The 26,589-nt window shown below is 76.0% G+C and carries 25 protein-coding genes; 14 read left to right on the forward strand and 11 right to left on the reverse strand.

Annotated elements, in window-relative coordinates; all coding sequences use genetic code 11:
* Entirely contained in the window at positions 1-963 is a 963-nt protein-coding gene (gene galE, locus ACRYM6_RS08890; protein WP_432542498.1) for a UDP-glucose 4-epimerase GalE, read from the reverse strand.
* A 42-nt stretch (positions 964-1,005) separates the two neighbouring features.
* Between galE and manA the strand changes: the two genes are divergently transcribed.
* On the forward strand, positions 1,006-2,181 hold the full coding sequence (gene manA, locus ACRYM6_RS08895) for a mannose-6-phosphate isomerase, class I (RefSeq protein ID WP_432542499.1): 1,176 nt from the start codon (positions 1,006-1,008) through the stop codon (positions 2,179-2,181).
* On the opposite strand, the gene ACRYM6_RS08900 is transcribed toward manA, so the two are convergent.
* Genes ACRYM6_RS08900 through ACRYM6_RS08920 form a run of 5 tightly spaced genes read right to left on the reverse strand, consistent with a single transcriptional unit; the run spans position 2,129 to position 7,385 of the window.
* Positions 2,129-3,466 carry an APC family permease gene (locus tag ACRYM6_RS08900; RefSeq protein ID WP_432542500.1) on the reverse strand — a complete coding sequence of 446 codons (1,338 nt, stop codon included), beginning with the start codon at positions 3,464-3,466 and terminating at the stop codon, positions 2,129-2,131. The two genes, manA and ACRYM6_RS08900, sit on opposite strands and share 53 nt — an antisense overlap.
* 32 nt (positions 3,467-3,498) lie before the next feature.
* On the reverse strand, positions 3,499-5,046 hold the full coding sequence (locus ACRYM6_RS08905; RefSeq protein WP_432542535.1) for a flotillin family protein: 1,548 nt from the start codon (positions 5,044-5,046) through the stop codon (positions 3,499-3,501).
* A gap of 44 nt (positions 5,047-5,090) precedes the next feature.
* Positions 5,091-5,600 carry a hypothetical protein gene (locus tag ACRYM6_RS08910; protein WP_432542501.1) on the reverse strand — a complete coding sequence of 170 codons (510 nt, stop codon included), beginning with the start codon at positions 5,598-5,600 and terminating at the stop codon, positions 5,091-5,093.
* A gap of 37 nt (positions 5,601-5,637) precedes the next feature.
* Positions 5,638-6,669 (reverse strand): AbrB family transcriptional regulator, encoded by a 1,032-nt coding sequence (locus ACRYM6_RS08915; RefSeq protein ID WP_432542502.1) that lies wholly within the window; start codon positions 6,667-6,669, stop codon positions 5,638-5,640.
* Complete coding sequence (locus ACRYM6_RS08920) at positions 6,669-7,385, reverse strand: TIGR03089 family protein (protein WP_432542503.1); 717 nt, start codon at positions 7,383-7,385, stop codon at positions 6,669-6,671. Before ACRYM6_RS08920 ends, ACRYM6_RS08915 begins: the two co-directional genes overlap by 1 nt.
* Positions 7,386-7,460: 75 nt before the next feature.
* Between ACRYM6_RS08920 and ACRYM6_RS08925 the strand changes: the two genes are divergently transcribed.
* The 10 genes from ACRYM6_RS08925 (at position 7,461) to ACRYM6_RS08970 (ending at position 19,698) form a co-directional block, all read left to right on the forward strand.
* Complete coding sequence (locus tag ACRYM6_RS08925) at positions 7,461-9,488, forward strand: hypothetical protein (RefSeq protein WP_432542504.1); 2,028 nt, start codon at positions 7,461-7,463, stop codon at positions 9,486-9,488.
* Positions 9,489-9,574: 86 nt separating this feature from the next.
* A complete protein-coding gene (locus tag ACRYM6_RS08930) occupies positions 9,575-10,501 on the forward strand; it encodes a glycosyltransferase family 2 protein (RefSeq protein WP_432542505.1) in 927 nt (308 codons plus the stop codon).
* Positions 10,498-12,483, forward strand: a complete 1,986-nt coding sequence (locus ACRYM6_RS08935; RefSeq protein ID WP_432542506.1) for a glycosyltransferase — start codon at positions 10,498-10,500, stop codon at positions 12,481-12,483. Before ACRYM6_RS08930 ends, ACRYM6_RS08935 begins: the two co-directional genes overlap by 4 nt.
* Positions 12,484-13,431: a lysylphosphatidylglycerol synthase domain-containing protein gene (locus tag ACRYM6_RS08940; protein ID WP_432542507.1), complete on the forward strand. Its 948-nt coding sequence runs from the start codon at positions 12,484-12,486 to the stop codon at positions 13,429-13,431.
* Positions 13,432-13,578: 147 nt separating this feature from the next.
* Entirely contained in the window at positions 13,579-15,114 is a 1,536-nt protein-coding gene (locus ACRYM6_RS08945) for an ABC transporter substrate-binding protein (protein ID WP_432542508.1), read from the forward strand.
* Positions 15,111-16,052 (forward strand): ABC transporter permease, encoded by a 942-nt coding sequence (locus ACRYM6_RS08950; RefSeq protein WP_432542509.1) that lies wholly within the window; start codon positions 15,111-15,113, stop codon positions 16,050-16,052. The genes ACRYM6_RS08945 and ACRYM6_RS08950 overlap by 4 nt, the downstream gene beginning before the upstream one ends.
* Positions 16,053-16,078: 26 nt before the next feature.
* A complete protein-coding gene (locus tag ACRYM6_RS08955) occupies positions 16,079-16,984 on the forward strand; it encodes an ABC transporter permease (RefSeq protein WP_432542536.1) in 906 nt (301 codons plus the stop codon).
* A 32-nt stretch (positions 16,985-17,016) separates the two neighbouring features.
* Positions 17,017-17,949: an ABC transporter ATP-binding protein gene (locus ACRYM6_RS08960; RefSeq protein WP_432542537.1), complete on the forward strand. Its 933-nt coding sequence runs from the start codon at positions 17,017-17,019 to the stop codon at positions 17,947-17,949.
* The gene (locus tag ACRYM6_RS08965; RefSeq protein WP_432542538.1) at positions 17,928-18,941 is read left to right on the forward strand and encodes an ABC transporter ATP-binding protein; all 1,014 of its coding nucleotides are present in this window, start codon (positions 17,928-17,930) and stop codon (positions 18,939-18,941) included. The genes ACRYM6_RS08960 and ACRYM6_RS08965 overlap by 22 nt, the downstream gene beginning before the upstream one ends.
* Before the next feature lie 64 nt (positions 18,942-19,005).
* On the forward strand, positions 19,006-19,698 hold the full coding sequence (locus tag ACRYM6_RS08970) for a Clp protease N-terminal domain-containing protein (protein WP_432542510.1): 693 nt from the start codon (positions 19,006-19,008) through the stop codon (positions 19,696-19,698).
* 24 nt (positions 19,699-19,722) lie between these two features.
* Here ACRYM6_RS08970 and ACRYM6_RS08975 read toward each other — a convergent pair whose 3' ends face one another.
* Positions 19,723-20,664, reverse strand: coding sequence for a LysR family transcriptional regulator (locus ACRYM6_RS08975; protein ID WP_432542511.1), 942 nt, complete (start codon positions 20,662-20,664; stop codon positions 19,723-19,725).
* 50 nt (positions 20,665-20,714) lie between these two features.
* Here ACRYM6_RS08975 and ACRYM6_RS08980 point away from each other — a divergent pair, with 50 nt between their 5' ends.
* Together ACRYM6_RS08980 and ACRYM6_RS08985 are read left to right on the forward strand one after the other, a co-directional pair.
* Positions 20,715-21,629, forward strand: a complete 915-nt coding sequence (locus ACRYM6_RS08980) for a DMT family transporter (protein WP_432542512.1) — start codon at positions 20,715-20,717, stop codon at positions 21,627-21,629.
* Positions 21,630-21,700: 71 nt separating this feature from the next.
* Complete coding sequence (locus ACRYM6_RS08985; protein WP_432542539.1) at positions 21,701-22,603, forward strand: DNA-3-methyladenine glycosylase family protein; 903 nt, start codon at positions 21,701-21,703, stop codon at positions 22,601-22,603.
* Between the two features lie 33 nt (positions 22,604-22,636).
* Here the strand turns inward: ACRYM6_RS08985 and ACRYM6_RS08990 are convergent, their stop codons facing one another.
* A complete protein-coding gene (locus ACRYM6_RS08990) occupies positions 22,637-23,251 on the reverse strand; it encodes a flavin reductase family protein (protein ID WP_432542513.1) in 615 nt (204 codons plus the stop codon).
* Between the two features lie 133 nt (positions 23,252-23,384).
* On the opposite strand from ACRYM6_RS08990, the gene ACRYM6_RS08995 reads away from it, so the two are divergent.
* Complete coding sequence (locus tag ACRYM6_RS08995) at positions 23,385-23,678, forward strand: glutaredoxin family protein (protein ID WP_432542514.1); 294 nt, start codon at positions 23,385-23,387, stop codon at positions 23,676-23,678.
* 39 nt (positions 23,679-23,717) lie between these two features.
* Here ACRYM6_RS08995 and ACRYM6_RS09000 read toward each other — a convergent pair whose 3' ends face one another.
* From ACRYM6_RS09000 to cofD, 3 genes are read right to left on the reverse strand one after another with little or no spacing between them, the layout of a single operon-like run.
* Complete coding sequence (locus ACRYM6_RS09000) at positions 23,718-24,287, reverse strand: cyclase family protein (protein WP_432542515.1); 570 nt, start codon at positions 24,285-24,287, stop codon at positions 23,718-23,720.
* Positions 24,287-25,330, reverse strand: a complete 1,044-nt coding sequence (gene cofE, locus ACRYM6_RS09005; RefSeq protein WP_432542516.1) for a coenzyme F420-0:L-glutamate ligase — start codon at positions 25,328-25,330, stop codon at positions 24,287-24,289. The genes ACRYM6_RS09000 and cofE overlap by 1 nt, the downstream gene beginning before the upstream one ends.
* On the reverse strand, positions 25,327-26,310 hold the full coding sequence (cofD, locus tag ACRYM6_RS09010) for a 2-phospho-L-lactate transferase (protein WP_432542540.1): 984 nt from the start codon (positions 26,308-26,310) through the stop codon (positions 25,327-25,329). Before cofD ends, cofE begins: the two co-directional genes overlap by 4 nt.
* Positions 26,311-26,589 lie beyond the last annotated feature (279 nt).

Raw genomic sequence — 26,589 nt, forward strand, 5'->3', positions numbered from 1 at the left:
TCAGCGGTGCCAGGCGCTCCAGGCGCTGGTGACGATCTCGTGCAGGTCCCGGGTGGCCCGCCAGCCCAGGGTGGTGGTGATGCGCTCGACGTCGGCGACCAGCTGCGGGGGGTCCCCGGCGCGGCGGGCGTGGACGACGGGCTCGACGTCGACGCCGGTGACGGCGCGGACCTCGGCGAGGACCTCGAAGACGGAGGCGCCCCGGCCGGTGCCCACGTTGAACGTGTCGTGGGGGCGGTCGTCGGTGGCCAGGTGGTCCAGGGCCGCGAGGTGGGCCTGGGCCAGGTCCAGGACGTGCACGTAGTCGCGGATGCAGGACCCGTCCGGGGTCGGGTAGTCGTCGCCGAAGACGGCGGGCGCCTGCTGGGCGTCGAGCGCGGAGAACACGATGGGGATGAGGTTCATGACGGCCGTGTCGCCCAGGTCGTCCCACCCGGCGCCGGCGACGTTGAAGTAGCGCAGGTTGGCCGACCGCAGGCCCCACGCGCGCCCGGCGGCCCGGGTCATCCACTCCCCGACGAGCTTGGTCTGGCCGTAGGGGTTGATGGGCTCGGCCGGGCCGTCCTCGCGCACGACGGCCGAGCCGGGGGCGCCGTAGGTGGCCGCGGAGGAGGAGAACACGAGCCGGTCGACCTTGCCGGCCTCCATGGCCAGCAGCAGGTTCGCGGTGCCGCCGACGTTCTGCGACCAGTAGCGGGCGGGTTCGGCGACGGACTGCCCGACCTGCTTGCGGGCCGCGAAGTGGATCACGGCCTCGACGCCGTGCTCGGCGACGGCCGCGGTGAGGGCCGGGACGGCGGCGTCGGTGGCCAGGTCGACCTGGACGACGGGGGCGTCGCCGACGCGCTCGGGGCGGCCGTTGGACAGGTCGTCGACCACCACGACGTCGGTGCCGCGCTGCTGCAGCAGCCGCACCACGTGGGACCCGATGTAGCCGGCACCGCCCGTCACGAGAACGCTCATGGGCCCGACCCTACCCAGCGCCCACCCCGTAGCCTCGGCCGTGTGCTGAGACTGACGAACACCGTTCAGCCCTACGCGTGGGGGTCGACGACGTCGATCCCGCGGCTGCTCGGCCGCGAACCGGACGGCCGCCCGCAGGCGGAGGTGTGGATCGGTGCGCACCCCTCGGCGCCGTCGCTGGCCGACGGGGCCCGCCTGGACGACCTCGTCGCGGCCTCGCCGCGGGAGTTCCTGGGCGAGGGCGCCGCCCCGGGGGACCGGCTGGGGTTCCTGCTGAAGGTCCTCGCCGCGGCCGCGCCGCTGTCGCTGCAGGCCCACCCGGACGCCGGGACGGCCGCGCGCCGGTTCGCCGAGGAGGAGGCCGCGGGGGTCCCGCTGGACGCCCCGCACCGGCTGTACAAGGACACCTCGCACAAGCCCGAGCTGCTGTTCGCGCTGGAGCCGTTCGCCGCGATGGCCGGCTTCCGCTCGCCCGCCGCGGCGCGGGAGCTGCTGGCGGGGCTGGAGCTGCCGGCGCTGCCGGCGGCCGCGCGCGACCTGTTCGACCGCCTGCTCGCCGCCCTGGCCGGGCCGGACGCGCTGCGGGAGGCGACGCGGCTGCTGCTGACCGCGCCCGGCGAGGCGGTCGCCCCGCTGGTCGAGGCGGTCGCGCGGGCGTGCGCCCCGCTGGACGACCCCTCCGCGCAGTGCGTCGCCGAGCTCGCCGGGCACCACCCCGGCGACCCCGGGGTCCTCGTCTCGGTCCTGCTGAACCAGGTGCGCCTGGCGCCGGGGGAGGCGCTGTACCTGCCCGCCGGCAACGTCCACGCCTACCTGAGCGGCACGGGCGTCGAGCTCATGGCCAGCTCGGACAACGTGCTGCGCGGCGGGCTGACCCCCAAGCACGTCGACGTCCCCGAGCTGCTGGACGTCCTGGACTTCCGCGAGCTGCCGCCGCCGCTGCTGGAGCCCCGGGTGGTCTCGGCGGACGAGCAGGTGTTCTGCCCGCTGCCGGACTTCGCGCTGACCGTCCTGGCGGTGCGGGCCGAGAGCACCTGGGAGCGCGCGGTGCCGCGGTCGGTCCTGGTCCTGGAGGGCCGGGTGCGGCTCACCTCGGCGGCGGGGTCGCTGGAGCTGACGCAGGGGGAGTCGGCGTTCGTGACGGCGGCCGAGCACCCGGTGACGGTCAGCGGTGCGGGGCGGCTGGCTGCGGCGTCGCCCGGGACGCCCGCCGGGTGAGGAGGAACAGCACCGCGCCCACCGCCAGCAGGATCGCCGCGCGCAGCCACACCCCGGCCTCCTGCTGGGTGAGCAGCCCCACGCAGGCCACGACCCCCAGCACCGGCAGCGCGGTGGGGGCGCGGAAGTGCCGGTGCTCGACGGCGTCGCGGCGCAGCACCAGCACCGCGACGTTGGTGCTGATGAACACGACGAGCAGCAGCAGGACGACGGTCGCGGCGAGCGTCTCGAGGTCGCCGCTGACCACCAGCGCCATCGACACCAGCGTCGTGACGACGATCGCGACCCACGGCGTGCGGCGGCCGGGCAGCACCCGGGCCAGCACCGGCGGCAGCAGCCCCTCGGTGGCCATCCCGTAGGTCAGGCGGCTGCACATGATGGCGGTGAGCAGGGCGCCGTTGGCGACGGCGATCAGCGCGACGAGGGAGTACACCCAGCCGGGCAGGCCGACGTCGGCGACGCGGACGACCTCCAGCAGCGGGCCGTCGGACCCGGCGATCTGCGCGGGGGCGACGGCGGTGGACACGGCCAGCCCGACGAGGACGTAGACCACCCCGGCGACGGCCAGCCCGCCGAACAGCGCCCGCGGGTACGTGCGGGCCGGGTCGACCGCCTCCTCGGCGACGTTCGCCGACGTCTCGAACCCGACGAAGGAGTAGAACGCCAGGACCGCCGCGGCGAGGATCCCCGCGACCGGCGACTGGTCGGGGGAGAACTCCAGCACCCGCCCCGGCGAGCCGTCGCCGCGGCCGAGCACGACGGCCGCCAGCGCCACGATCAGCAGCAGCCCGCCGACCTCCACGACGGTCATCACCACGTTCGCGCGCAGCGAGTCCTTGATGCCGCGCGCGTTGAGCAGGGCGACCAGGGTGAGGAACACCAGCGCGGCCGGCAGCGGCGGCACGTCGACGAGGGCGCCGAGGTAGTCCCCGGAGAACGCCAGCGCCAGCCCCGCCACGCTCGTCACGCCGGCGGCCAGCATGGAGAACCCGACGAGGAAGGAGACGATCGGGCGGCCGAACGCGCGCTGGGCGAACACGGCCGCCCCGCCGGCCTTGGGGTACTTCGTGACGAGCTCGGCGTACGACGACGCCGTCAGCAGCGCCAGGACCAGGGCCACCAGCAGCGGCACCCAGATCGCCCCGCCCACCTGCCCGGCGAGCTTGCCGACGAGGGCGTAGATGCCCGCCCCGAGCACGTCGCCGAGGATGAACAGGAAGAGCAGCTTGCCGCTGATGGCGCGCCGCAGGCCCGGGCTGGGCGGCGCTGAGGTGGTGGAGGTCACGCGGGGGACCTACCCCCGCGCGACCGGTTCAATCAGCCGACCGGTTCCCCGGGGACCACCGGGCCCGCCGGGCCCGCCGGCCGGGCGGGGGCGGGGGCCGGGGCCGGGGCGGGCGTCCGGCCGGTGAGGTTGGCCAGCAGCTCCTGCACGTCCAGCCCCGTCGTCCGCTTCACGATCTCCAGGGTCTCGGTGAGGTTCGTGCCGACCTGCCGCGACAGCTGCGAGGCGCCGTCGGTGGAGATGACCGTGAGGTCGCTGATCGCCGACATCGGCGCGGCCAGCTCGTGCGCCACCCGGGGCAGCACGTCGACGACCATCTGCGCGACCGCGGCCTCGCCGTACTGCTCGAACGCCTCCGCGCGCAGCCGCATCGTCTCGGCCTCGGCCTCACCGCGGGCCCGGGTGGCGGCCGCCTCGGCCTCACCCTCCAGCCGGGTCGCCGTCGCCAGCGCGGTCCGGCGGTCCAGCTCGGCCTGGCCGGCCAGCCGCACCCGCTGGGCGTCGGCCTCGGCGGCGAGCTTGATGCGGTTCGACTCCGCCGTCGCGGACAGCTCCACCCGGCGGGCGTCGGCCTCGGCGTTGGCGATGTCGGACGCCTTCTTCGCCTCCGCCTCGAAGATCTCCGAGTTCCGGCGGGCCTGCGCCTGCTGCTCGGCGTCGTACCGGCGCGCGTCGGCCGGCTTGCGGACCTCGGTGTCGAGCTGGCGCTCGGTCAGGGCGGCCTGGCGCTGCGCGACGCGTTCCTGCTCGACGAGGACCTCCTGGTCGCGGGCCGCCTTGGCCAGGACGCCGGCGGCCGCGGCGCGGGCCTGGGCGGTGTCGGTCTCGGCCTTGAACTCGGCCTGCCGCAGCGACAGGTCGCGCTGGGCGGCGGAGATCTTCTCCTGCGCGCGGGCCTCGGCCTGCTGGGACTCCTGCTGCGAGTTCGCCTCGGCGATCGCGGCGTTCTGCGCGGCGACCGCGGCCTCGGGCCGGCCCAGGTCCCGCAGGTAGTTCACGTCGTCGGTGACGTCCTGGATCTGGAACGTGTCCAGCACCAGGCCCTGGTTCGTCAGCGACGTCTCGGCCTCCTCGGCGACCCGGGAGGCGAACGCGGCGCGGTCGCGGATGATCTCGTCGACCGTCAGGGTGCCGACGATGGACCGCAGCGACCCCGCGAGCACCTCCTGGGTGAAGGACTCGATCTCGTCCTGCTGGTGCAGGAACCGCTGCGCCGCGGCGCGCACCGAGTCCTCGGTGCCGCCGACCTTGATGATGGCGACGCCGTCGAGGTTCAGCCGGATGCCCTTGGCGGACACCGCCCCGCGGATCTGCACCGAGATCCGCCGCGAGGCCAGCGACAGCGTGTACGCCTGCTGCACGAACGGCAGGACGAAGATCCCCCCGCCCATGACGACCTTCTGCCCGGACAGGTCGGTGGAGACCTTCCCCGTCTCGGGGTTCGTGACCGGCTGGCCCTTCTTGCCGGTGATGATGAACGCCTCGCTCGGGCCGGCGATGCGGTAGCGCCGCACGACCGCGACGGCCAGCAGCAGCACGACGACCACGGCGGCGGCGACGAGGATGACGGCGGGCGTCACGAACTCCACGGGGTGTCCTCTCGTAGGTGGTGCGGTGGAACGGCTCAGGGCAGGGGCGCGACCCGCACGGCCGTCGCGGAGACCTGCGCGACGACCTCGACGGCGGCTCCGCGGACCAGGGCGACGTCGCTGACGGCGCTGCGCTTCACGGTCGTGCCGTGCAGCAGCAGGTTCACCTCGCCGAAGGAACCCGGGTTCGCCGCGGGGGTCGTCACGTACCCGCGCGCGCCCACGATGCTCTCGCGCACCTCGGGTCCCTCCCGGCGCAGCGTCCGCACCAGCGCCCCGACCCCGGCCATCGTCGCGGCGCCGACCACGGCGCCGAAACCGCTGGCCTGCACCGTCGTCCAGCCGAACGACAGCTGCGCGAGGGTGGCCGCCAGGCCGAACAGCGCGATCCCGCCCGTCAGCGACGTCAGGGACAGGAAACCCCCGGCGAGGTCCAGGTCGAGCGCCTCGAACAACCCGTCGACGACGAACGAGAGCAGGCACAGGGCGGAACCCGCGACCGCGAGCACCACGAAGACGGTGACGCTGATCCCGTGCACGGTCATCGCTGATCCCCCCTGCGCCGAACCCTACAGGTGGCGGTCACCGGCCCCGGGAGAGCGCCCTCGCCAGCACCGGGGCGGCCAGCAGCATCACCAGCAGCCGCAGCACCTGCACCGCCAGCACGAACGTCGCGTCCGCACCGGCGCCGACGGCCGCGGCCAGCACCGCGTACAACCCGCCCGGCGTGGTCGCCAGGTAGGTGTCCAGCAGCGGCAGACCCGTCACCCGCGACAGCGCCACCCCCAGGCCGGCGCTGCCCAGCACCCCGGCCACGATCAGCCCCAGCGCCGCCGGCAGCACCCGCGCCACCGTCACCAGGCTGGAGCGGGTGAACCGCAACCCGATCTGCAACCCGATGAGGGCGTACGCCACCTCCTGGACCGGGCCGGGGACCCCCGCCCCGCCGCTCAGGCCCGTCAGCGAGGCCAGCGCGGCCAGCAGCAGCGGGCCCAGCAGGGTGTGCGCGGGCAGGCGCGCCCACCGGCCCAGCCACGGCCCCGCCACCCCGCACACCACGACCAGCGCGATCCCCGCGGGCCAGTCGTCCGCCGGGCCCGCCGCCGGGGCGGTCCGCACGCCGAACACCACGTTCAGGACCACCGGCAGCGACAGCACGACCAGCAGGACCCGCACGTACTGCACGACCGCCACGACCCGCTCGTCCGCCCCGAGTTGGCGCGCGATGGCGACCAGCCCGCTGGCCCCGCCCGCGACCAGCGCGAACGCACCCGTCACCGCGTCCACGTCCCGGTGCCGGCCCAGCAGCCAGCCCGTCCCCAGGCTCAGCGCCAGCGTCCCGACCGTGACGGCCAGCACCGGCAGCCAGTGCGCGCCCAGCGCCGACAGCGTCGACAGCTGCACGAGCGTGCCGATGGTGACCCCGACGACCGCCTGCCCCGCCGTGCCCGCCCGCGCCGGCAGCGTCACCGGGCGCCGGCTCACCAGGGCGTCGGCCAGACCGGCGGCCAGCCCCGCGAACAACGCCGGCGACGGCAGCCCGAGCCGGCCCAGGAGCCCCGTCGCGACGACCGTGGCGACCAGCAGGACCAGGACGTGCGCGGCCCGGCGCACTACCCGGTGAGGACGGCGGTGGTGCGCTCGGCGGCCACGACCCGCTCGGGCAGCAGCGCCACGTCCGGGGTCAGCACCACCGACCCCGTGCGCGCCCACGCCGCCAGCGGCCCGCGCACCACGTCGCCCGGCGCGGTGTCGGTGAGCAGCCGCACCCCCACCGGCCAGCCCTCCCCGGCCCGCGCCGCCGCGGCCGCCAGCGCGGCGTGGGACAGCGCCGAACCGTCCGGCAGTTCCAGCGCCGGGTCCTCCGGGCCGGGGGCCTGCAGGGGGGAGTGGGTGTCGCCGTACCCGGTGACGACCCGCGCGTAGTCCAGGACCCCCGCCGGCACCGGCGCGCCGAAGCCCACCGCCAGCGGGGCCAGCGACACCGCGACGCGCTCCACCGACCCGTCGCGCTCCAGCGCCTCCACCGAGCTGGAGACCAGCACGTCCGCGGACCGGTCCGCGCCCGTGCGCACCGCCGCCCCCGTCGACCACGCCGCGAGCTGGAACACCGGGGTCCGCCAGTGGGTCGGGAGGTCGATCGCCACGACCGACCCCGGGCCCACCTCGAACTCCTCCTCCAGCAGGTTCGCCGTCTTCGACACCCACGTCGCCAGCACCCGGGCCGACAGCTCCACCCGCTCACCGCTGCTCGCGTAGTCGCTCGCGTACCAGGTGAGGCGAGGGGCGGTGGGGTCGTCGTCCAGCAGCCGACGCAACACGGGGAGCACGGCGTCACTGTAGGTTCTCCCGGCGTGAGCAGCACCGGGACGTCCGCCGCAGGGGTACTCCTGACGAGGGTCCCCGTGGTCCTCGCCGCCGCGGTCGCCGCCGTCACCGCGGTCGCCGTCCCCCTGGTGCTCGTCGACCTGTGGACCCCGGCCGTGGCCGTCCCCGTCGCCGTCGTCGTCGCCGCCCTCGCCGGCCGCCTCGCCTGGGGCACCCCCGTCGTCGCCGCCGGCTGGTGGCCCGCCGCGGGCAGCGCCGCGATCGCCGTCGCCGCCGGCGCGTGGGCCGCCCTCACCCGCGCCGAGCACGTCGTCCTGCGCCGCGACGCCGGGTCGGTCGCCAACTACGCCCACCACCTCGCCACCCACCACGGGCTGCCCGTCGACCCCTCCCTCGACGCCCTCGGCGGGGCCGCCGCCCTCGCCGACCCGAACCTCACCCTCGCCTCGCCCGCCTTCTACGAGGTCGGCGACCACGTCGTCCCGCAGTTCCTGCTCGGCGCCCCCGCCCTGTACTCCTTCGGGGACTGGGCCGGCGGCTGGACCGGGATGTTCCTGGTGCCCGCGGTCCTCGGCGGGTTCGGCGTCCTCGCCGTCGCCGGCCTCACCGCCCGCCTCGTCGGGCCCCGCTGGGCCCCGCTGGCCGCCGCGGTCCTCGCGATCGCCCAGCCCGTCCTGCACGCCAACCGCTCCACCTACTCCGAGCCGCCCGCGCTGCTCGTCCTCGTCGGCGCCGCGTCGCTGCTCGTCGCGCTCGTCCCCGCCACCGGCCGCACCGCCGCCCGCCTCGGCGGCGGCGCCGGCCTGCTCGTCGGCGCCTGCGGGTTCGTCCGCATCGACTTCCTGCGCGAGGTCGCCGTCCTGGTGCCCGTCCTGGCCGTCCTGCTCGTCGTCCGCCACCCCGGCGCCCGCGCCCTGCTCACCGCCACCGCCCTCAGCTCCGCGCTCGCCGTCCTCGCCGCGCTGGCCACCTCCCGGCCCTACCTGGGGACCATCGCCGGGTCGCTGCTGCCGCTGGTCGCCGGTCTGGTGCTGCTCGCCGGGCTGAGCGTCGTGGTCGCCCGCCTGGCCCGCGCCGGGGTCCTGGCCCGGCGCCGGTGGCTGGTCTCCGACCGGCTCGGGCCCGTCCTGGCCGCCGCGCTCGCCGTCGTCCTCCTCGCGCTGGCCAGCCGCCCGCTGTGGCTGGTCGTGCGGCAGGACCCCGAGGACTCCGGCAGCAAGCTCGTCGCCGGGCTGCAGCTGGCCCAGGGGCTCACCGTCGACGGCGGCCGCACCTACGCCGAGCACTCGGTCGACTGGATCGCCTGGTACCTGGGCTGGCCCGCGGTGCTGCTCGCCGGGGCCGCGGCCGTCGCGCCGCTGCCGCGGCTGGTCCGCGGCGTCCAGGGGCGCGGCCCGCTGCCGGTGTGGACGGCGCCGTACGTCGTCGCGCTCGGCGCGACCCTGCTGACGCTGTACCGCCCCGGCATCACCCCCGACCACCCGTGGGCCGACCGCCGGTTCGTCGTCGTCGCGCTGCCCGCCGTCGTGGTCCTCGCCGTCGCGGCCTGCCGCTGGGTCGTGGACCGCTACGCCGCCCAGCGCCTCACCGGCCTGCGGGTCGCGCTGGCCGTGGTGCTGCTCGTCGTGCCCGCCGCCGCCGCGACGCTGCCGGTGGCGGCCCAGCGCACCGAGGTCGGCCAGCCCACCGCCGTCGCGCGGGTCTGCGCGAGCTTCGCGCCCGGTGACGTCGCCCTCGCCGTCGACCCCCGCTCCCGCAACGAGTGGCCGCAGGTCCTGCGCGGCAGCTGCGGCGTCCCCGCCGCCTCGGTCGTCGTGCCCACCGCGCAGGGGCGGGCCGGGACGGCGGAGTACTGGGCCGCGCTGCGCTCGGCCGTGGACCGGGCCGCGCAGCGGGTCCGCGACGCCGGCGGCAACCCCGTCCTCGTCGCCGCCGGCGGCGACACCGACCCCGTCGACGTGCTCACCCGGCTCGGGGTCGCCGACCCCCGCACGGTCGTGCTGCTGCGCACCACCGAGGACGAGCGGGTCCTGGAGGAGCGCCCCGACGGCGTGCAGCGCATCGACGTGCGCGTCGTGACCGGCCCGGCGCCCGCCGCCCCCTGAGCCCCCACCCCCGCCCGCCGCGCCGCGGTGCCCGGTCGCGTTCGCTCCCCGGGACCGGCCCCGCCGGTGGGTAAGCTCAGCGCGCCATGCCTGTCGAAGATGAGGTCCAGCCCCTGAGCGGACCAGCCCCCGTCGCCACGATCGTGCTGCCCTGCTACAACGAGGAGGCGCACGTCCTGCTGGAGATCCAGCGCATCACCAAGGTGATGGACGACGACGGCATGCCGTACGAGCTGCTCGCCGTCGACGACTGCTCCACCGACGACACCCTGAAGGTGCTGCGCTCGGTCGAGCACGAGTACCCGCACCTGCGGGTCGTGGCGTTCCGGCGCAACGGCGGCTCCGGCACGGTCCGGCGCATCGGCACCCAGATGGCCCGCGGCGAGATCGTCGTGTGGACCGACGCGGACATGTCGTACGAGAACGAGCGCATCCCCGAGCTGGTGCGGGTGCTGCTGGAGGACGACTCCTACGACCAGGTCGTCGGCGCCCGCACGACCGAGGAGGGGTCGCACAAGGCGCTGCGGGTCCCCGCGAAGTTCGTGATCCGCAAGGTCGCCGAGGTCCTGGCCCGCCAGCGCATCCCCGACCTGAACTCCGGCCTGCGCGCGTTCCGCAAGTCGGTGTCGCTTCCGTACCTGCGGCTGCTGCCCGCGGGGTTCTCCTGCGTCACGACGATCACGCTGTCGTTCCTGTGCAACCAGCACGACATCAAGTACGTGCCGACGGCGTACGCCAAGCGGGCGGGGAAGTCGAAGTTCCACTTCACCAAGGACGCCTACCGGTACATCCTCCAGGTGCTGCGGATGATCATGTACTTCGAGCCGCTGCGGGTCCTCATGCCGCTGGCGCTGGGGCTGTTCGGCATCGGCTTCCTCAAGGGGGTCGTCGACATGGTGCGCCACCCGTTCTACTTCCCGGCGAACACCGTGCTGCTGCTGGTCTCCGGGTTGCTGGTGGGCGCCGTCGCCCTGCTGGCCGACCTCGTGGTGCGCTCGCGGGACAGCGCGTGACCCGACGCAGGGTCGTGGTGCTGGGCCCGGCGCACCCCAGCAAGGGCGGGATCGCGGTCCACACCACCGAGCTGGCCCGCCACCTGGCGCAGGACCCCGGCGCCGAGGTGAAGCTCGTGTCCTGGCACAAGCTGTACCCCGAGCTGCTGTACCCGGGGGAGGTGCAGCTGCCCGACCCCGCCCCCGAGGTCCCCGAGTTCACCCCGACCGTGCGGCCGCTGTCGTGGTCGTCCCCGGCGTCGTGGTGGCGCACCGGCCGCCGGATCGCGCAGGCCGACCTCGTCGTCCTGGCCCACGTGGTGCCCCTGCAGGTCCCGGCGCTGCTCACGGTCCTGGCCGCGATGCGCTCGGCCCGCTCCAGCGCCCGCACGGTCGTCGTCGCGCACAACGTCCTGCCCCACGAGCCGAACCCCGGTGACGAGCTCCTCGTGGACCGGCTGTTCGCCGCCGTCGACGGGGTCGTCGTGCACTCCGACGGCCAGGCCGCGCTGGCCCACGCGCACGGCGCCCGCCGCGTCGTGCAGGCCGACCTGCCCCCGCACCTGCCCGGCGGTCCCCGCCTGGAGGGCGAACCGGGGTCCCGGGTCCCGCGCGACGGCGGCGTCCGGCTGCTCAGCCTCGGCGTGGTCCGCGAGTACAAGGGCCTGGACCTGCTGCTGGAGGCCCTCGCCGAGGTCCACCAGCGCGGTTTCGACGCCCGCCTGACCATCGCCGGCGAGCTGTGGGGGGCCGCGGGCCGCCGCGTCCGCGAGCTCGCCTCCGCCCCCGGGATGCGCGGCCACGTGGAGCTGCGCGAGGGGTACGTCCCGGCCGCGGAGATCCCCGCGCTGATGGCCGCCCACGACGCCGTCGTCCTGCCCTACCGGTCCGGCACGGCCTCCCAGAACGCCGTCCTCGCCTTCGCCCACGGCCTGCCGGTGGTGGCGACCCGCGTCGGGTCGTTCCCGGCGCAGGTCCGCGACGGCGTCGACGGGCTCCTCGTGGAGCCCGGCAGCCCCGCCGCGCTGGCCCGGGCCGTCCTCAGCCTCGGCGACGGTGGGCTGAAGACGTTGCGGGACAACGTCGAGGCCCCCGACCTGGAGGCGCCCTGGGACGCCTACCTCGCGGCCGTCGACGAGGCCGCGGCCGGCGGGACGGCCGCCGCCCCACCCGGTGGCCGGCTGCTGGCCGTCGCCAAGCGCGGTGCCGAGCACGCCCTGTGGGCCCGGGTCGGCGTGCAGCGCCGCGTCGGTGAGCAGCTCGCGCAGCGGCGGCTGGGGGCCGCCCCCGCCGCCCGCCCCGTCCCCTCCGGCGTGCCCCGCACCGGTGTCCTGCACGACGCCGCCGAGGTCGCCGACGCCGTCGCGCAGACCGCGCGGCTGCGGCTGCCCGCGCACCCGGACGCCCCGAAGAACTGGGACGCCCTCGGCGCCGTCGCCGCCGTCCTGACGCTGGCCGACGACGGGTCGCGCACCGCCCGCGTCCTGGACGCCGGGTCCGCGCGGTACTCCCCGGTCCTGCCCTGGCTGCGGCTGTACGGCCTGGGCCGCCAGAGGGGCTCGCTGGCAGGCATCAACCTGGAGTTCGGCTCCACGGTGCACCGCGACGGGGTGGAGTTCCGCCGCGGGGACGTCACCGACACCGGCCTGCCCGACGGCTCGCTGGACGCCGTGACGTGCATGTCCGTCATCGAGCACGGGGTGCCGATCGCGGGGTTCCTCACCGAGACCGCCCGGGTCCTGCGGCCCGGCGGGGTGCTGGCGCTGTCCACCGACTACGACCAGGACCCGCCGGACACGACGGGCGTCACCGCCTACGGCGCCCCGGTGAAGATCTTCTCGCCCGCCGACCTGCGCGACCTCGTCGCGCTGGCCGCCCGGGTCGGCCTCGACCTCGTGGGGGAGCTCACCGACGAGGTGCTGGCCCACCCCGAGCGGCCGGTGCACTGGAAGCGGACCGGGCTGGACTACACGTTCGTCCTGCTGACGTTCGTGCGGCGCTGAGTGCTCTCCCGGGTCCTCGCCGTCCTGCGCTCGCCCGTCCTGCGGGCCGGTTTCCTCCTCGTGGCGCTCGCGCTGGCGGTCGCCTACGTCGTGCGCGACCGCGCCGCCATCGCCGACGCCTGGTCCCGGCTCGACGCGGGCGCGGTGCTGCTGGCGCTGCTGCTGTCCCTGGCCAACGTCGCGCTGTCCGGGGCGTCGTGGCGGGCGGTGCTCGCCGACCTCGGGTCGCCGCTGCCGGCGGGCGCGGCGGCCCGGGTGTTCTTCGTCGGCCAGCTCGGCCGGTACATCCCCGGCACGGTGTTCCAGTTCGTCGCGCAGGCCGAGCTGGCCAAGGACCACGGCGTCCCCCGCCGCCGGACGGGGTCGGCGCTGGCCGTGGCGCTGCTGGTGTCGATGACGACGGCCGGGCTGCTGGTCACCGGCGTCCTGCCGCTGGCCCTGCAGGGGCAGCGGATCACCGGGTGGGAGTGGACGAGCTGGTTGCGCTGGCTCGCGCCGCTGCTGCTGGTGCTGCTCGTCCCGCGGGTCCTCAACCCGCTGCTGCGGGTGCTGCTGCGGCTGGCCCGGCAGGAACCCCTGGAGCACCGCGTCACGGTCGCCGGGCTGCTCGCCTCGGCGGGCTGGGCGATGGCGTCGTGGGTGGCCGTGGGCCTGCAGGTCTTCGTGCTCACCCGCGCCGTCGGGTCGGACTGGTCGGCGGGCCCGACCCTGGCCCTGGCCGTCGGCGGGTACGCCGTGGCGTGGCTGGTGGGGTTCCTGGTCGTCCTGGCCCCCGCGGGCGCCGGGGCCCGCGAGCTCGTCCTGGGCGCGGTGGTCGCCCTCGCGACCGGTTCGGGGGCGGCGGCGGTCGTGGTGCTGGGGTCGCGCGTGCTGCTGACGGTCTCGGACCTCGTGCTGGCGTTCGCGGCCCTCGCCGGGCACCGCGCCGAGGTCCGCCGCACCCGCTGAGACCCTCCGGTCCCTCGATCGCCGTCAGGTGTCGAACTGGTCACGAAGCGCGACGCGCCGACGGAGGGGATGGCGCCGCCGGGCCGTTCTCGGCAGGGTGAGCCGTCGGCACGCGTCCTCGACCTCGACCGACCGGAGCTGATCGCCATGCGCCGCAGAGCTGTCCTCACGTCCCTCGCCGCCTCCCCGCTCGTCGTGGCGGCCGGGTGCAGCGCCGGGGAGGGGGTCGACACCGGCACCGGGGACGAGGGCTCGGCCGGGGGCGGCGGCGCGTTCGTCGCCGCGATCAGCGCCGTGCCCGACCAGCTCGACCCGCACAAGACGACCGCGTACGCGAGCTTCCAGGTGCTGGAGAACGTCTACGACACCCTCGTCGTCCCCTCCGCCGACGACCTGTCGATGCAGCCCTCGCTGGCGACGTCCTGGGAGACCAGCCCCGACGGCCTGACGTGGACGTTCACCCTCGCCGAGGGCGTCACGTTCCACGACGGCAAGCCGTTCACGGCCGCCGACGTCGTGTTCTCCTACCGCCGCATCATCGACCAGGAGCTCGCGAACTCCGCGAAGTTCGCCACCGTCACCGGCGTCAGCGCCCCCGACGACACGCACGTCGTCTTGACGCTGTCCAGGCCGACGCCGAACCTGCTGTCCCGCCTCGGCGGGTTCAAGGGGGTGGCGATCGTCCCCGAGGGCGTCGACGAGGCGTCCCTGGCGACGAAGGCCGTGGGCACCGGGCCGTTCACCCTCCAGGGGTCCTCGCCCAGCGAGATCTCCCTGGAGCGCTTCGACGGCTACTGGGGGCAGGCGCCCGCGCTGGAGGGGGTGACGTTCCGGTTCATCACCGAACCGGCCGCCGCGCTGACCGGGCTGACGACCGACCAGGTGCAGTGGACCGACAACGTCCCGCCGCAGCGGGTCGCCGCGCTCGCCGAGGACGACGCCGTGGAACTCGGGCAGGTCGCCAGCGTCGACTACTGGTACCTGGCGATGAACTGCGCGAAGGCGCCGTTCGACCGGGTGGAGGTCCGGCGGGCGATCGCGTTCGCCCTGGACCGCGAGGCCATCACCGAGGCCGCGCGGTTCGACACCGCCCGGGTGAACCAGACGGCGATCCCGCAGGACAGCGAGTGGTACTACGAGTACGCGCCCTTCGAGACCGACGTCGACCAGGCGAAGCAGCTGCTGCAGCAGGCCGGGGTCACCACCCCGCTCACGATGGGCCTCATGGTCACCTCCGAGTACCCCGAGACGGTCACGGCCGCGCAGGTCATCGCCAGCCAGCTCGAGGCGATCGGGGTGCAGGTCGAGATCCAGACCGAGGACCTCGCGACGTGGCTGGACCGGCAGGGCCGCGGCGACTTCGACGCGTTCATGCTCGGGTGGCTCGCGAACCTCGACCCCGCCGACTTCTACGAGGAGCAGCACCGCACCGGCGGCCCGAACAACTACCAGGGGTACTCCAGCCTCGTCACCGACGACCTGCTCGACCGCGCCGCCGTGGAGCCCGACCGGGCCACCCGCAAGTCGCTGTACGACCAGGCGGCGAAGCAGATCGTCGACGACGTCTCGTACCTGTACCTCTACAACCCCGACGTCGTGCAGGTCTGGGAACCCGGGATCACCGGGTACGAGGTGCGGGCCGACAGGGCGGTGAACTTCGACACCGTGGCGCTGCCGTCGTGACGGGCGTGGCGGTGCGCCGCACCCTGCAGGCCGTCGTCGTCCTGCTCGGGGTCGCCGTCGCGACGTTCGCCCTGGTGCACCTGGTCCCGGGGGACCCGATCCGGCTCGCGCTGGGCACCCGGTTCGACCAGTCGACGTACGACGCGCTGCGCGAGCGCGCCGGGCTCGACCAGCCCGTCGTGACGCAGTTCCTCTCCTGGATCGGGAACGCGGTCACCGGTGACCTGGGGGTGAGCTTCCGCTCGGGGGACCCGGTGACGGTGCTCATCCTGGAACGGCTGCCCGCGACCGCGTCGCTGGCCGCGGCCTCGATCCTGGTGGCGCTGCTCATCGCGGTGCCGCTGGGCACCGCGTCGGCGCTGCGGCCCCGCTCGTTCCTCGACGGGGCCGGCACGGTCCTGTCCCAGATCGGGATCTCCGTCCCGGAGTTCTGGATGGGCATCATGCTCATCCTCGTCTTCGCCGGGACCCTCGGCTGGTTCCCGGCCAGCGGGTACGTCCCGTTCGGCGAGGACCCGGCGGGGTGGGCCCGGTCCCTGGTGCTGCCCGCCGTCACGACCGGGCTGGTGTCCGGGAGCGTCCTCACCCGGTTCACCCGCTCCAGCGTCCTGGAGGCGCTGTCGGCCGAGCACGTCCGCACCGCGCGGGCCAAGGGGCTCGGGCCGCGGGCCGTGCTGAACTGGCACGTCCTGCGCAACGCGCTGCTGCCGCTGGTGACGGTGACGGGCGTGCAGCTGGCGTACCTGCTGTCCGGGGTCGTCGTCGTGGAGATCGTGTTCGCCTGGCCGGGGCTGGGGCAGCTGGCCCTGCAGGCGGTGCAGGCGCGGGACTACCCGGTCCTGCAGGGCGCGGTGCTGCTGTTCGCGTTCGTGTTCCTCGTCCTGAACCTGGTGGTGGACCTCCTGTACTCCAAGCTCGACCCGAGGATCGGCTCGTGAGCGCCCCGGCCGCGGCGGCCGGCGGCGTGTCCGTGCGCCCGCGCAGCAACGGGTTCCTCGACGGCCTGAAGCTGCTGCTGTCGTCCCCGCCGGCGCTGTTCGGCGCGGTCGTGCTGCTCGTCGTGGTCGTCGTCGCGCTGCTCGACGACCAGCTCGCCCCCACCGGGGCCAACGAGGTCGACGTGCAGGCCCGGTTGCAGGCCCCCGGCCCCGGGCACTGGTTCGGCACCGACGACCTCGGCCGCGACGTCCTGTCCCGGGTGGTGCTGGGCGCGAAGGTGTCGCTGCAGGTCGGGGCGGTCGCGGTGGGTTTCTCCCTGGTCGCCGGGGTCCTCGTCGGGTTGTTCGCCGGGTTCTACGGCCGCTGGGTCGACACCGTCCTCATGCGGCTGATGGACGTGCTGTTCGCGTTCCCGGCGATGCTGCTGGCGATCGCGGTCATCGCGATCCTCGGGCCGGGCACCACGAACGCGATGATCGCGATCGGCATCACGTACACGCCGGTGTTCGCCCGGGTCACCCGCTCGGCCGTGCTGGGGGTGCGCGAGACCGTGTACGTCCGGGCCTCGCGGTCCATCGGCGCCTCGAACCGGCGGCTGCTGTTCCGGCACGTCCTGCCGAACGCGGCGCCGCCGATCATCGTGCAGACGTCGGTGAGCCTGGCGTTCGCGGTCCTCGCCGAGGCCGCGCTGTCGTTCATCGGGCTGGGGACCCAGCCGCCGGACCCCAGCTGGGGCCGGATGCTGTCCGAGGGACGCGGCTACATCGACCTCGCCTGGTGGATCGCGGTGTTCCCCGGCCTGGCGATCGTCCTGCTCGTGCTGGCGTTCAACCTGCTCGGCGACGGGCTGCGCGACGTGCTGGACCCGCAGCAGCGCAGCGCGCTGCAGGCGGGGAAGCGGAACCCGGCCGGACGGAGGAGGAAACCGTGAACGTGCTGGAGGTCGACGACCTGCGGGTGTCGATGGACACCGCCCGGGGGACCGCGCACATCGTCAACGGGCTGAGCTACACGGTGGCCGCGGGGGAGACCGTCGCCGTCGTGGGGGAGTCCGGCAGCGGCAAGAGCGTGTCCGCCCTGGCGCTGCTGGGGTTGCTGCCCGGGCACGCCCGCGTCAGGGGGACCGCCCGCTTCGCCGGCCGCGACCTCGTCGCGATGTCGGAGGCCGAACTGCGCACGGTGCGCGGCAACGGGATCGGCACGGTGTTCCAGGACCCCATGACGTCGCTGAACCCGGTCCTGACGATCGGCCGGCAGGTCACCGAGGGGCTGCTCGCGCACCGCGCGGTCGGCTCGAAGCGGGCGGCGCGGGAACGGGCCGCCGAACTGCTCGCCGACGTCGGGCTGCCCGACCCGCGCGGGGTGCTGTCGAAGTACCCGCACGAGCTGTCCGGGGGGATGCGCCAGCGCGTCGTCATCGCCATCGCGCTCGCCGGGTCGCCGCAGCTGCTCATCGCCGACGAGGCGACGACCGCGCTCGACGTCACCGTCCAGGCGCAGATCCTCGACCTCGTCGCCCGGTTGCAGGCCGAGCACGGCACCGGGGTCGTGTGGATCACCCACGACCTCGGTGTCGTCGCCGGGACCGCCGACCGGGTCCTGGTCGTGTACGGCGGCCGCTGCGTGGAGGACGGTTCCGTCGACGAGGTGTTCCAGGCCCCCACCCACCCGTACACGCGGGGGCTGCTGGGGTCGCTGCCGTCGCTGCACGAACCCGGGTCCGACCTGGTGGCGATCGCCGGGACGCCGCCGCCGCCGACGGACCTGCCGCCGGGGTGCGTGTTCCACCCGCGCTGCCCCGTCCGGGACGCCCGGTGCGCGACCGAGCAGCCGCCGCTGGTGGCCGTGGGCGGGACCCACCGGGCCGCGACGTTCTGCGCGGGGGGTGCGCGGTGAGCGACGTGCTGGTGCGGGCCCGCGACCTGCAGGTGCACTTCCCGGTCCGCTCGAAGGGGCTGCGCCGCGGACCGGCCGGCGCCGTGCGCGCCGTCGACGGCGTCGACCTCGACGTGTTGCGCGGGGAGACGCTGGGGCTGGTGGGGGAGTCCGGCTGCGGGAAGTCGACGCTGGGCAACGCCCTGCTGCGGCTGGTGGAACCCACCGGCGGCACCGTGGAGTTCGACGGCGCCGACGTGACCGCCATGTCGTCGCGGGCGCTGCGGGCGCTGCGGCGGCGCGCGGTCGTGGTGTTCCAGGACCCCTACGCGAGCCTGGACCCGCGGATGACGATCGGGCAGACCGTCGCCGAACCGCTGCAGGTCCACGGGCTGCGCGCCGGGTCGCGACCGCAGCGGGTCGCCGAGCTGCTCGAGCTCGTCGGGCTGGACCCCTCGGTCGCCTCCCGGTACCCGCACGAGTTCTCCGGCGGCCAGCGCCAGCGCGCCGGGATCGCGCGGGCGCTGGCCGGTGAACCCGACTTCGTCGTGTGCGACGAGGCCATCGCCTCCCTGGACGTCAGCGTCCAGGCGCAGGTGCTGAACCTGCTGCGGTCGCTGCAGCGCGAGCTGGGGCTGACGCTGCTGTTCGTCTCGCACGACCTGGCCGCCGTCCGGCACCTGTCCGACCGGATCGCCGTCATGTACCTGGGGCGGGTCGTGGAGGTGGCCCCGGCGGCCGAGCTCACCGCGGACCCGCAGCACCCCTACACGCGGGCGCTGCTGTCGGCGGTGCCGGTGCCGGACCCGGCGCGCGAGCGCACCCGGGAGCGGATCGTGCTGACCGGGGACGTCCCGTCGGCCGCGCGGGTGCCGTCGGGGTGCCGGTTCCGCACGCGCTGCCCGCAGGCGTTCGAGCCCTGCCCGACCGTGGACCCCGCGCTCCAGGAGGTCCCCAGCGGCCCGCACCGGGCGGCGTGCCACCTGCACGGGGTGGTCCCGGTCGGCCGCTGACCCGCCGCCCACCTGATGTCAACCACCGGTTGACGCCGAGCCAGTGTCAACGCATGGTTGACACATGACCGACTCGACCCAGCTCGTCCGCCTCGACGACCTCATCCGCTCGATCGCCGAGCGCCACGACGCCCCGCTGGACCGTCTCAGCGACGCCGTCGTCCTCGGCGACCACCTCGGGGAGGTGGCCGACGCGCTCATCGGCCACTTCGTCGACCAGGCCCGCCGCTCCGGCGCCTCCTGGACCCGGATCGGCGCCAGCATGGGCGTGACCCGGCAGGCCGCGCAGAAGCGGTTCGTCACCCGGGACCCCGACACCCCCGCCGCCCCCGGGCCCCTCGACCCCAGCCAGGGCTTCAGCCGGTTCACCGACGCCGCGCGCGCCGTCGTCGTGGGCTCCCAGGAGGTCGCCCGGCAGCACTCGCACGCCGCGATCGGCGTCCCGCACCTGCTGCTGGCCCTGCTGGCCGACGACGAGGGCGCCGCGGCGCGCGCGGTCGCCGACCAGGGCGTCGACCCGGGGGAGGCCCGCCGGATCGCCCGCGCCTCGCTGCCGCCGGCCTCGCCCGACGTCCCGGCCCTCATCCCGTTCGACGCCCACGCCCGGGCGGTGCTCGAGGCCACCTTCGCCCAGGCCACCGCCCGCGGCGACGACCACGTCGACACCGTGCACGTCCTGCTCGCGCTGCTGGCCGTGGAGGACGGGACCGGTGTCCTGTCCGGCCTCGGGGTCCGCGCCGAGCCCCTCGCGGGCTGAGCGCGGGCGGGCCGTCACGGGCTGTCAGGGGGTGCCGTCGGGCCGCTCGGCGGCCACCCGCCGCAGCTCCTCCAGCACCGCCGCGGTCGGCGCGTCCGTCCCGCGCCCGGCGCGGGTCGCCGCGTAGATCGACCGCGCCGGGGGTCGGCCCGCCAGGGGGACGACGCTCAGCCCGCCGGGCCGCAGCGGGTGCGCCAGCCGGGGGACCAGCGCCACCCCCGCCCCGGCCGCGACGAGCGCGGCCAGGGCGTCGTGCTCCGCGGTGTGGTGGCGGACGTCCGGGGCGAAGCCCGCCGCCGCGCAGGCCCCCGTGGTGATCTGGGTGCAGGCGTCGTCGGCCGCCGCGGCCACCCACACCTCGCGGGCCAGCTCGCCCAGCTCCACCTCCGCCCGGCCGGCGAGCGGGTGGTCGGCGGGCAGCAGCACGTCCATGACGTCGGTCAGCAGCTCCACCCGGTGGTAGCGGGCGTCGTCGCGGCGCGGACCCGCCGGGTGGTCGACGGTGACGACGACGTCGAGCTCGCCGCTGTCCAGTCCCGCGACCGCCACCACCGGCTCGCGCTCGCGCACGAGCAGCCGCAACCCGGGCCGCTCGGCCCGCAACCGGCGCAGCGCCGGGGCGACGACGGCGAACACCGCGCTGGCCAGGGTCCCGATCCGCACCTCGCCGACCACCCCGGCGTCGAAGGCGAGCAGGTCGGCGCGCGCCTCCTCCAGCTGGGCCGCGACGGCGTCGGCGTGGGTGAGCAGCACCCGGGCCTGCCCGGTGAGCCGCACCCCCCGGCCCTGCCGCTCCAGCAGCGGGACGCCCAGGTCGCGGGCCAGCCCGGCCAGCTGCTGCGAGACCGCCGAGGGCGTCAGGTGCAGCGCGGAGGCGGTGGCCGCGACCGTGCCGCGGCGCTCGACCTCCCGCAGCAGGCGGAGCCGCCGCAGGTCGATCGTGAAGTCCCCGCTGTCGAGAGTCATCAGAGAACTCTAGATGGACTGAACGGTCGCGGGCCAGGCACCATCGGGGCGTGACCCGCCGCGCCACCCTGCTCTTCGCCGCCCTCAGCCTCGCGTGGGGCATCCCCTACCTGCTCATCAAGGTCGCCGGGGAGGAGCTCGCGCCCTCCACGCTCGTCCTGGCCCGCACCGCGCTCGCCGCCCTCGTCCTCGCCCCGGTCGCGCTCGCGCGCCGGGAGGTCCGGGCCGCGCTGCCCGCCCTGCTGCGCCGCTGGCCGGCGCTGGCCGCCTACACCGGCTTCGAGATCGTCGCCCCCTGGCTGTTCCTGGCCCGCGCCGAGCAGGAGCTGGACAGCTCCACCACCGCCGTCGTCATCAGCGCCGTCCCCGCCGTCGGCGTCCTCGTCGCCCTCCTCGCCGGCCGCGCCGAGCGCCTCGGCGCCGCCGGGTGGGCCGGCCTGGGGCTGGGGACCCTCGGGGTCGCCGCCCTCGTCGGGTTCGACCTCGGGCCCGGGCAGGCCGGCGCGGTCGCCGAGCTCGCCGTCGTCGTCGTCGGCTACGCCGTCGGTCCCGCCGTCCTCGTCCGGCACCTGTCCGACCTGCCCGGCCCCGCCGTCGTGCTGGCCAGCCTCGTCCTGTCCGCGCTGGTCTACGTGCCGATCGTCCTGCTCGGGCCCGGGCTGCCCGCCGCGGCACCCTCCGCGCCCGTGCTCGCCGCCGTGGCCACCCTCGCCGTCGTCTGCACCGCCGGGGCGTTCCTGCTGCTGTTCGCCCTCGTCGGCGAGCTCGGCCCGGTGCGGGCCACCGCGATCGTCTACGTCAACCCGGTCGTCGCGGTCGTCGCCGGCGCGCTCGTCCTCGGCGAGCGGATCACCGCGGCCACCCTCGGCGGGTTCGCCCTCGTCCTGGCCGGGTCCTACCTCGCCACCCGGCGCCCGGCGAACCGGCCCGAGCAGGCCGCGCCCGCCCTTACCGTGGACGCGTGACCGGAGGGGACCCGCACCGACCCGACGGGGAGCTGCGCTGGGCCCCCGGCCGCCCCGTCCCCGTCACCACGATGCTGCGGTCGCTGCGGCGCGGCGCGGGCGACCCCACCTGGCGCCAGGACGAGGACGGGTCCGTGTGGCGCGCCACCCGCACCCCCCTGGGCCCGGTGACGCTGCGGGTGCGGGCCCGGCCGGCGGACGCGTGCGTGCACGCGCAGGCGTGGGGGCCGGGCGCGGCCTGGGCGCTGGACGGGGTGCCCGACCTCCTCGGCGCGGCCGACGACACCTGGGCCGACTTCGCGCCCCGGCCCGAGCACCCCGCGCTCGTCGACGCCTGGCGCGCCCACCCCCACTGGCGCGTCGGCCGCAACCGGGCCGTGTTCGAGGCGCTGTCCGCCTCGGCGCTGGAGCAGGTCGTCACCGCCGTCGAGGCGTTCGCGGCGTGGCGCCGGCTGGTGCGGCGCTTCGGCGAACCGGCCCCCGGCCCGGCCGGTCTGCTGCTGCCGCCGACACCGCAGCAGTGGACCCGCATCCCGTCCTGGGAGTGGCTGCAGGCCGGGGTGGAGCTGCGCCGCCGCAGGGTGACGATCCTCGCCGCGCCCCGCGCCGCCGGGCTGGAACGGACCCTGACGCTGCCCGAGGCCGACGCCGACCGGGCGCTGCGGTCCCTGCCCGGCGTCGGGGTGTGGACGTCGGCGGAGGTCCGCCAGCGCGCCCACGGCCACGCCGACGCCTTCAGCTTCGGCGACTACCACGTCGCGAAGAACGTCTCCCACGCCCTGACGGGGGAGGTCCTCGACGACGCCGGCTGCGCCGAGGTCGTCGAGTGCTACCGCGGGCACCGGTTCCGGGTCCAGCAGCTGCTGGCCCTCGCCGGGGCGACGCGGCCGCGCCGGGGCCCGCGGATGACGCTGCCGACGCACACGCCGAACGTGGCCGTCCCCGCCGCCCGGGGACGCCGGGTCGCCCGCTGACGGGGCTCACCGGCTCCCGCGGCCGGGACCGGCCTACCGCGCCTCCGGCCGCGCCATCCGCAGCCGCTGCTCCTCGCTGATCGTGAAGTAGTCGGCGGGCCCGCCCCCGCGCAGGAGCGGGTCGGCGGCGAGGGTGTCGAAGACGCCGTCCACGACGAGGGACTCCTCGAGGTGGACCTGGACGACCTCACCGAGCACGAGCCACGCGCCGACGCCCCGCCCCTTGACGTCGGTGAGCTCCTGGACGCCCGTCACCCGGCACTCGAAGGCGACGGGGCTCTGGGCCACGCGCGGCGGCCGCACGAGGGTCGAGGGTTCCGGCGTCAGACCGGCGAGGGCGAACTCGTCGACCTCCGGTCCCACCGGCGCCGACGTCTCGTTCATCGGCGCGGCCAGGGAGCGGGTCGCGAGGTTCCAGACGAACTCCCCGGTCGCCTCGGCGTTGCGCACGCTGTCCTTGCGGCCGGTGCTGGAGAACCCGACGACGGGCGGGCGGTAGTTGAACAGGTTGAAGAAGCTGTACGGCGCCAGGTTCCGCGTCCCGTCGGCCGCCACGGTCGAGACCCAGCCGATGGGGCGCGGGGCCACGATGGAGTTCAGCGGGTCGTGCGCGAGGCGGTGGCCGTCGCGGGGGCGGTAGGAGTGCACGCGCCCGGACGCTACCGGCCGGCCGGCCGCGCGCGACCCGGCGGCGGTGCCCGCGCTCCGCCGGGGGCGTGGAGGAGACTGGGGCCGGCGGTGGCGTGGACGTCCACCGGCCGAGCCGACCCGAGGAGCTGTCGTGGAACCCGTCGATGCTGGACCCGCGGCGGACGGTGCGGGGACCGGGGCCGAGCTGGTGGTGTACGGCGCGGACTGGTGCCCGGACGTGCGGCGCAGCCGGGCGCTGCTGGAGGCGGAGGGCACGGCCCACCGCTACGTGGACGTCGAGACCGACCCGGCGGCCACCGAGCTGGTGCGCCGGCTGCAGGGCGGCGCCCGGCGCATCCCCACCATCGTCTGGCCCGACGGGTCGCACCTGGTCGAGCCGTCGGACGACGAGCTGCGCGCCCGGCTGCGGGGGCCCGCCGCCTGATCGCGGGCGGCGCCCGCGACCGCCGTGAGCGGGACGGGGTCAGACCCGCGCGACCGCCCGCACCGGCGACCCGTCGCCGCCGGTCAGCGCCCACCCGAACGCGAAGAACTCCACCCGGGGCGGCAGCGCGCCCAGCCCGGTGAGGTTCTCCACGACGACCCCGGGGTCCTCGCGCGGGCCCAGCAGGACCCGGTGCGCGGCGAGGGTGCCGGGGGCGTCGACGCTCGCGGTGTCGATGCCGACGGTGCGGACCCCGGCCGCGCGCAGCGCCCGGGCGCCCTCGACGGTGAGGTGCGCGTCGCCGGACCCGGTGCGCAGCAGCACGACGGGTGCGAGGTCCCCGCCCAGCAGGTCGGGCCCGACCGCGCGCGCCGCCCGCACGTCGAGGACGACGGCGGGCCCGGCGAACAGGTGCAGGGGCAGCTCGTCGAGGGTGGGCCCGGCCGGGTCGACGTGGGCGGGGGCGTCGACGTGGGTGCCGGTGTGGCTGCCCAGCGTCAGCCGCGTGACGCGGAACCCGTCCCCGGGCAGTTCCTGCGCGCTGAACCCCGGGTCGCCGGGGAAGACCGCCATCCCCTCGTGCACGGGGCGGGACAGGTCGACCCACATCAGCGGGGCCGTTCGACGACCCGCACCACGACGCCGTCGGGGCCCCGCTGCGCCAGGCCCACGAGGTCCTCGGTCCACAGCGCCGCCAGGACCCGCTGCGTCAGCACCCCGAGGGAGAAGTCGTCCCCGGCCCCCAGGTGCAGCTCCGGGCCCCGGGCGCTGACCCGCCCGTCGAGCACGGGGCCCGCGGCGAGGGCGACCTCGGCGGCCCGTCCCAGCCGGTCGGTCAGGGTGCCCGGCAGCAGCGGCGGCGGTTCGACCCCGCCGGCGCCGAGGGCGGCGCGCACGGCCTCGACGTGCCCGAGGCGGAACCAGTCGCCGGCGGCGTCGCGGACCAGCGAGCGCGCCCCGGGGCCGTCCTGGTCGCGGGGCAGCACGAGGTCGGTGAGGCCGCGGAACAGGGCGGCGGGCACGCCGTTGGTCTTGCCCTTGACCAGGTCGGCGGCGGCGGCGATCTCGTCGGCGACGGCGCGGGCGGTGACGGACAGGTCGCGGCCCTGGGCGTCGACGGTGCCGCGCAGGTCGTCGAGCGCGTCGAGGCCGGCGACGCCGAGGGCGAAGTCGGTCTGGCCCGTCCGCCAGGCGCGGCCCGCGGTGTCGGTCAGCACGACCCCGACCACGGCGCCGGTGAGCTCGTGCAGCCGCTCGCGCAGGTCGCGGGCGGCGGCGTCGGGGTCGGCGGGCAGCGTGAGGACGACGTCGCCCTCGACGTTGGAGGCGTCGACGCCCGCGGCGGCCATGACGGGCCCGGCGGCCGCCTCGACGATGCGGGTGGTGGCGCCGGTGGGGGTGCGGCGGGCGGCGACGAGCCGGCGGGACTGCCGCAGCACGACCTCCTCGCGGTCGGCGGCGGGCGCGGTGAGCCCAGCGGCCTTGGAGACGACCTTGCTGGAGACGGCGATGACGTCGCCGTCGTTGAGGGTGGCGCGCTGGGCGTGCAGGGCGTCGACGACGGCGCCGGCGACGTCGTCGCCGGCGCGGACCTCCCCGACCCCGCCGAGGCCGACGATCTGCAGGGGCGGGGCGTTGTGGGCGGCGTTCACGCGGCGCGGTCCTCACCGGTGAGGTCCAGGGCCAGGTCCAGCGCGGCCCCGGCGAGGTCGGCGGTGGCCTGCGGGGAGCTCATGAGCAGCGGCCGCCCGCGGACGGTCAGCCCGGCCCGGACGGGCGGTTCGTCCTCGGCCGCGACGAGCCAGCCGTCGAGGAAGTCGGCGTAGAGCCCGGCGACGGCCGCGGCGGTGGTGGGGACGCCGAGGGCGGCCAGGCAGGCGTCGGCCATGCCGCGCACGGGGGCGCCGCCGATGACGGGGGAGACTCCCACGACGGGGGCGGCGGTGGAGACCAGGGCCTCGCGCAGGCCCGGCACCCGCAGGATCGTGCCGATGGACACGACGGGGTTGCTGGGGGGCAGGACGACGACGTCGGCGTCGCGGACGGCCTCCAGCACCCCGGGCGCGGGGCGGGCCGCGGCGGCCCCGACGGGCTCGATGGCCAGGGCGGGGACCGCGGCGTGCAGCCGGACCCACCACTCCTGGAAGTGCACGCGGCGGACGGCGCCGTCGTCCCCGGCGAGGTCGACGTGGGTCTCCACGACGTCGTCGGTCATGGGCAGCAGCCGCGCCCCGGGCCGCCAGCGCTCGCACAGGTGGGCGGTGACCTCCGAGAGGGTGGCGCCCTCGGCGAGCATGCGGGTGCGCACGAGGTGGGTGGCGATGTCCTTGTCGCCGAGGGTGAACCAGGACGGCTCGGCGCCGTAGGCGGCCAGCTCGTCGGCGACCCCGGAGGTCTCCCGCTCCCGGCCCCAGCCGCGGGTCTCGTCGATCCCGCCGCCGAGGGTGTACATGACCGAGTCGAGGTCGGGGCAGATGCGCAGGCCGTGCATCGTCACGTCGTCGGCGGTGTTGACCACGACGGTGACGGCGGCCTCGCGCCGGGCGGGGTCGGGGGAGGCGGCCAGGTGCGCCAGCAGGCCGCGCAGGAACCGTGCGCCGCCCACACCGCCGGCGAGGGCGGTGATCTGCAGGGGTCTGCTCACGTCGTTCACGCGCCTCATCATCCCCTGTCTCCGGGGGTGTCCCCCCGGGTGCGGGGGTGGCGGCCGTGAGGTCCGTGTGACGGATGTGGTCGGAGTCACCGCGTGAGCAGCGCGAATACCACGCTGGGCTTGACTCTGGGGGACGACACGCGTGTAATTCCACCAGTGGTGGTCGCACGGTGACTGGCACGATACGAGGAGTGACGGGATCGAGGCTGTGGGGGCCACCATGCGTGACGACGTCGACCAGATCGTCCGGATCGTCCA

Source organism: Kineococcus rugosus, assembly GCF_050871975.1.
Lineage (GTDB): Bacteria > Actinomycetota > Actinomycetes > Actinomycetales > Kineococcaceae > Kineococcus.

Bases quoted from the DNA above. Each gene is read 5' to 3' on its own strand.
- ACRYM6_RS08930 (WP_432542505.1), top strand. From the start codon at position 9,575: ATGCCTGTCGAAGATGAGGTCCAGCCCCTGAGCGGACCAGCCCCCGTC.
- ACRYM6_RS08960 (WP_432542537.1), top strand. From the start codon at position 17,017: ATGGACACCGCCCGGGGGACCGCGCACATCGTCAACGGGCTGAGCTAC.
- ACRYM6_RS08985 (WP_432542539.1), top strand. From the start codon at position 21,701: ATGCTGCGGTCGCTGCGGCGCGGCGCGGGCGACCCCACCTGGCGCCAG.
- ACRYM6_RS08945 (WP_432542508.1), top strand. From the start codon at position 13,579: ATGCGCCGCAGAGCTGTCCTCACGTCCCTCGCCGCCTCCCCGCTCGTC.
- ACRYM6_RS08970 (WP_432542510.1), top strand. From the start codon at position 19,006: ATGACCGACTCGACCCAGCTCGTCCGCCTCGACGACCTCATCCGCTCG.
- ACRYM6_RS08975 (WP_432542511.1), bottom strand. From the start codon at position 20,664: ATGACTCTCGACAGCGGGGACTTCACGATCGACCTGCGGCGGCTCCGC.
- ACRYM6_RS08910 (WP_432542501.1), bottom strand. From the start codon at position 5,600: ATGACCGTGCACGGGATCAGCGTCACCGTCTTCGTGGTGCTCGCGGTC.
- galE (WP_432542498.1), bottom strand. From the start codon at position 963: ATGAGCGTTCTCGTGACGGGCGGTGCCGGCTACATCGGGTCCCACGTG.
- ACRYM6_RS09000 (WP_432542515.1), bottom strand. From the start codon at position 24,287: ATGTGGGTCGACCTGTCCCGCCCCGTGCACGAGGGGATGGCGGTCTTC.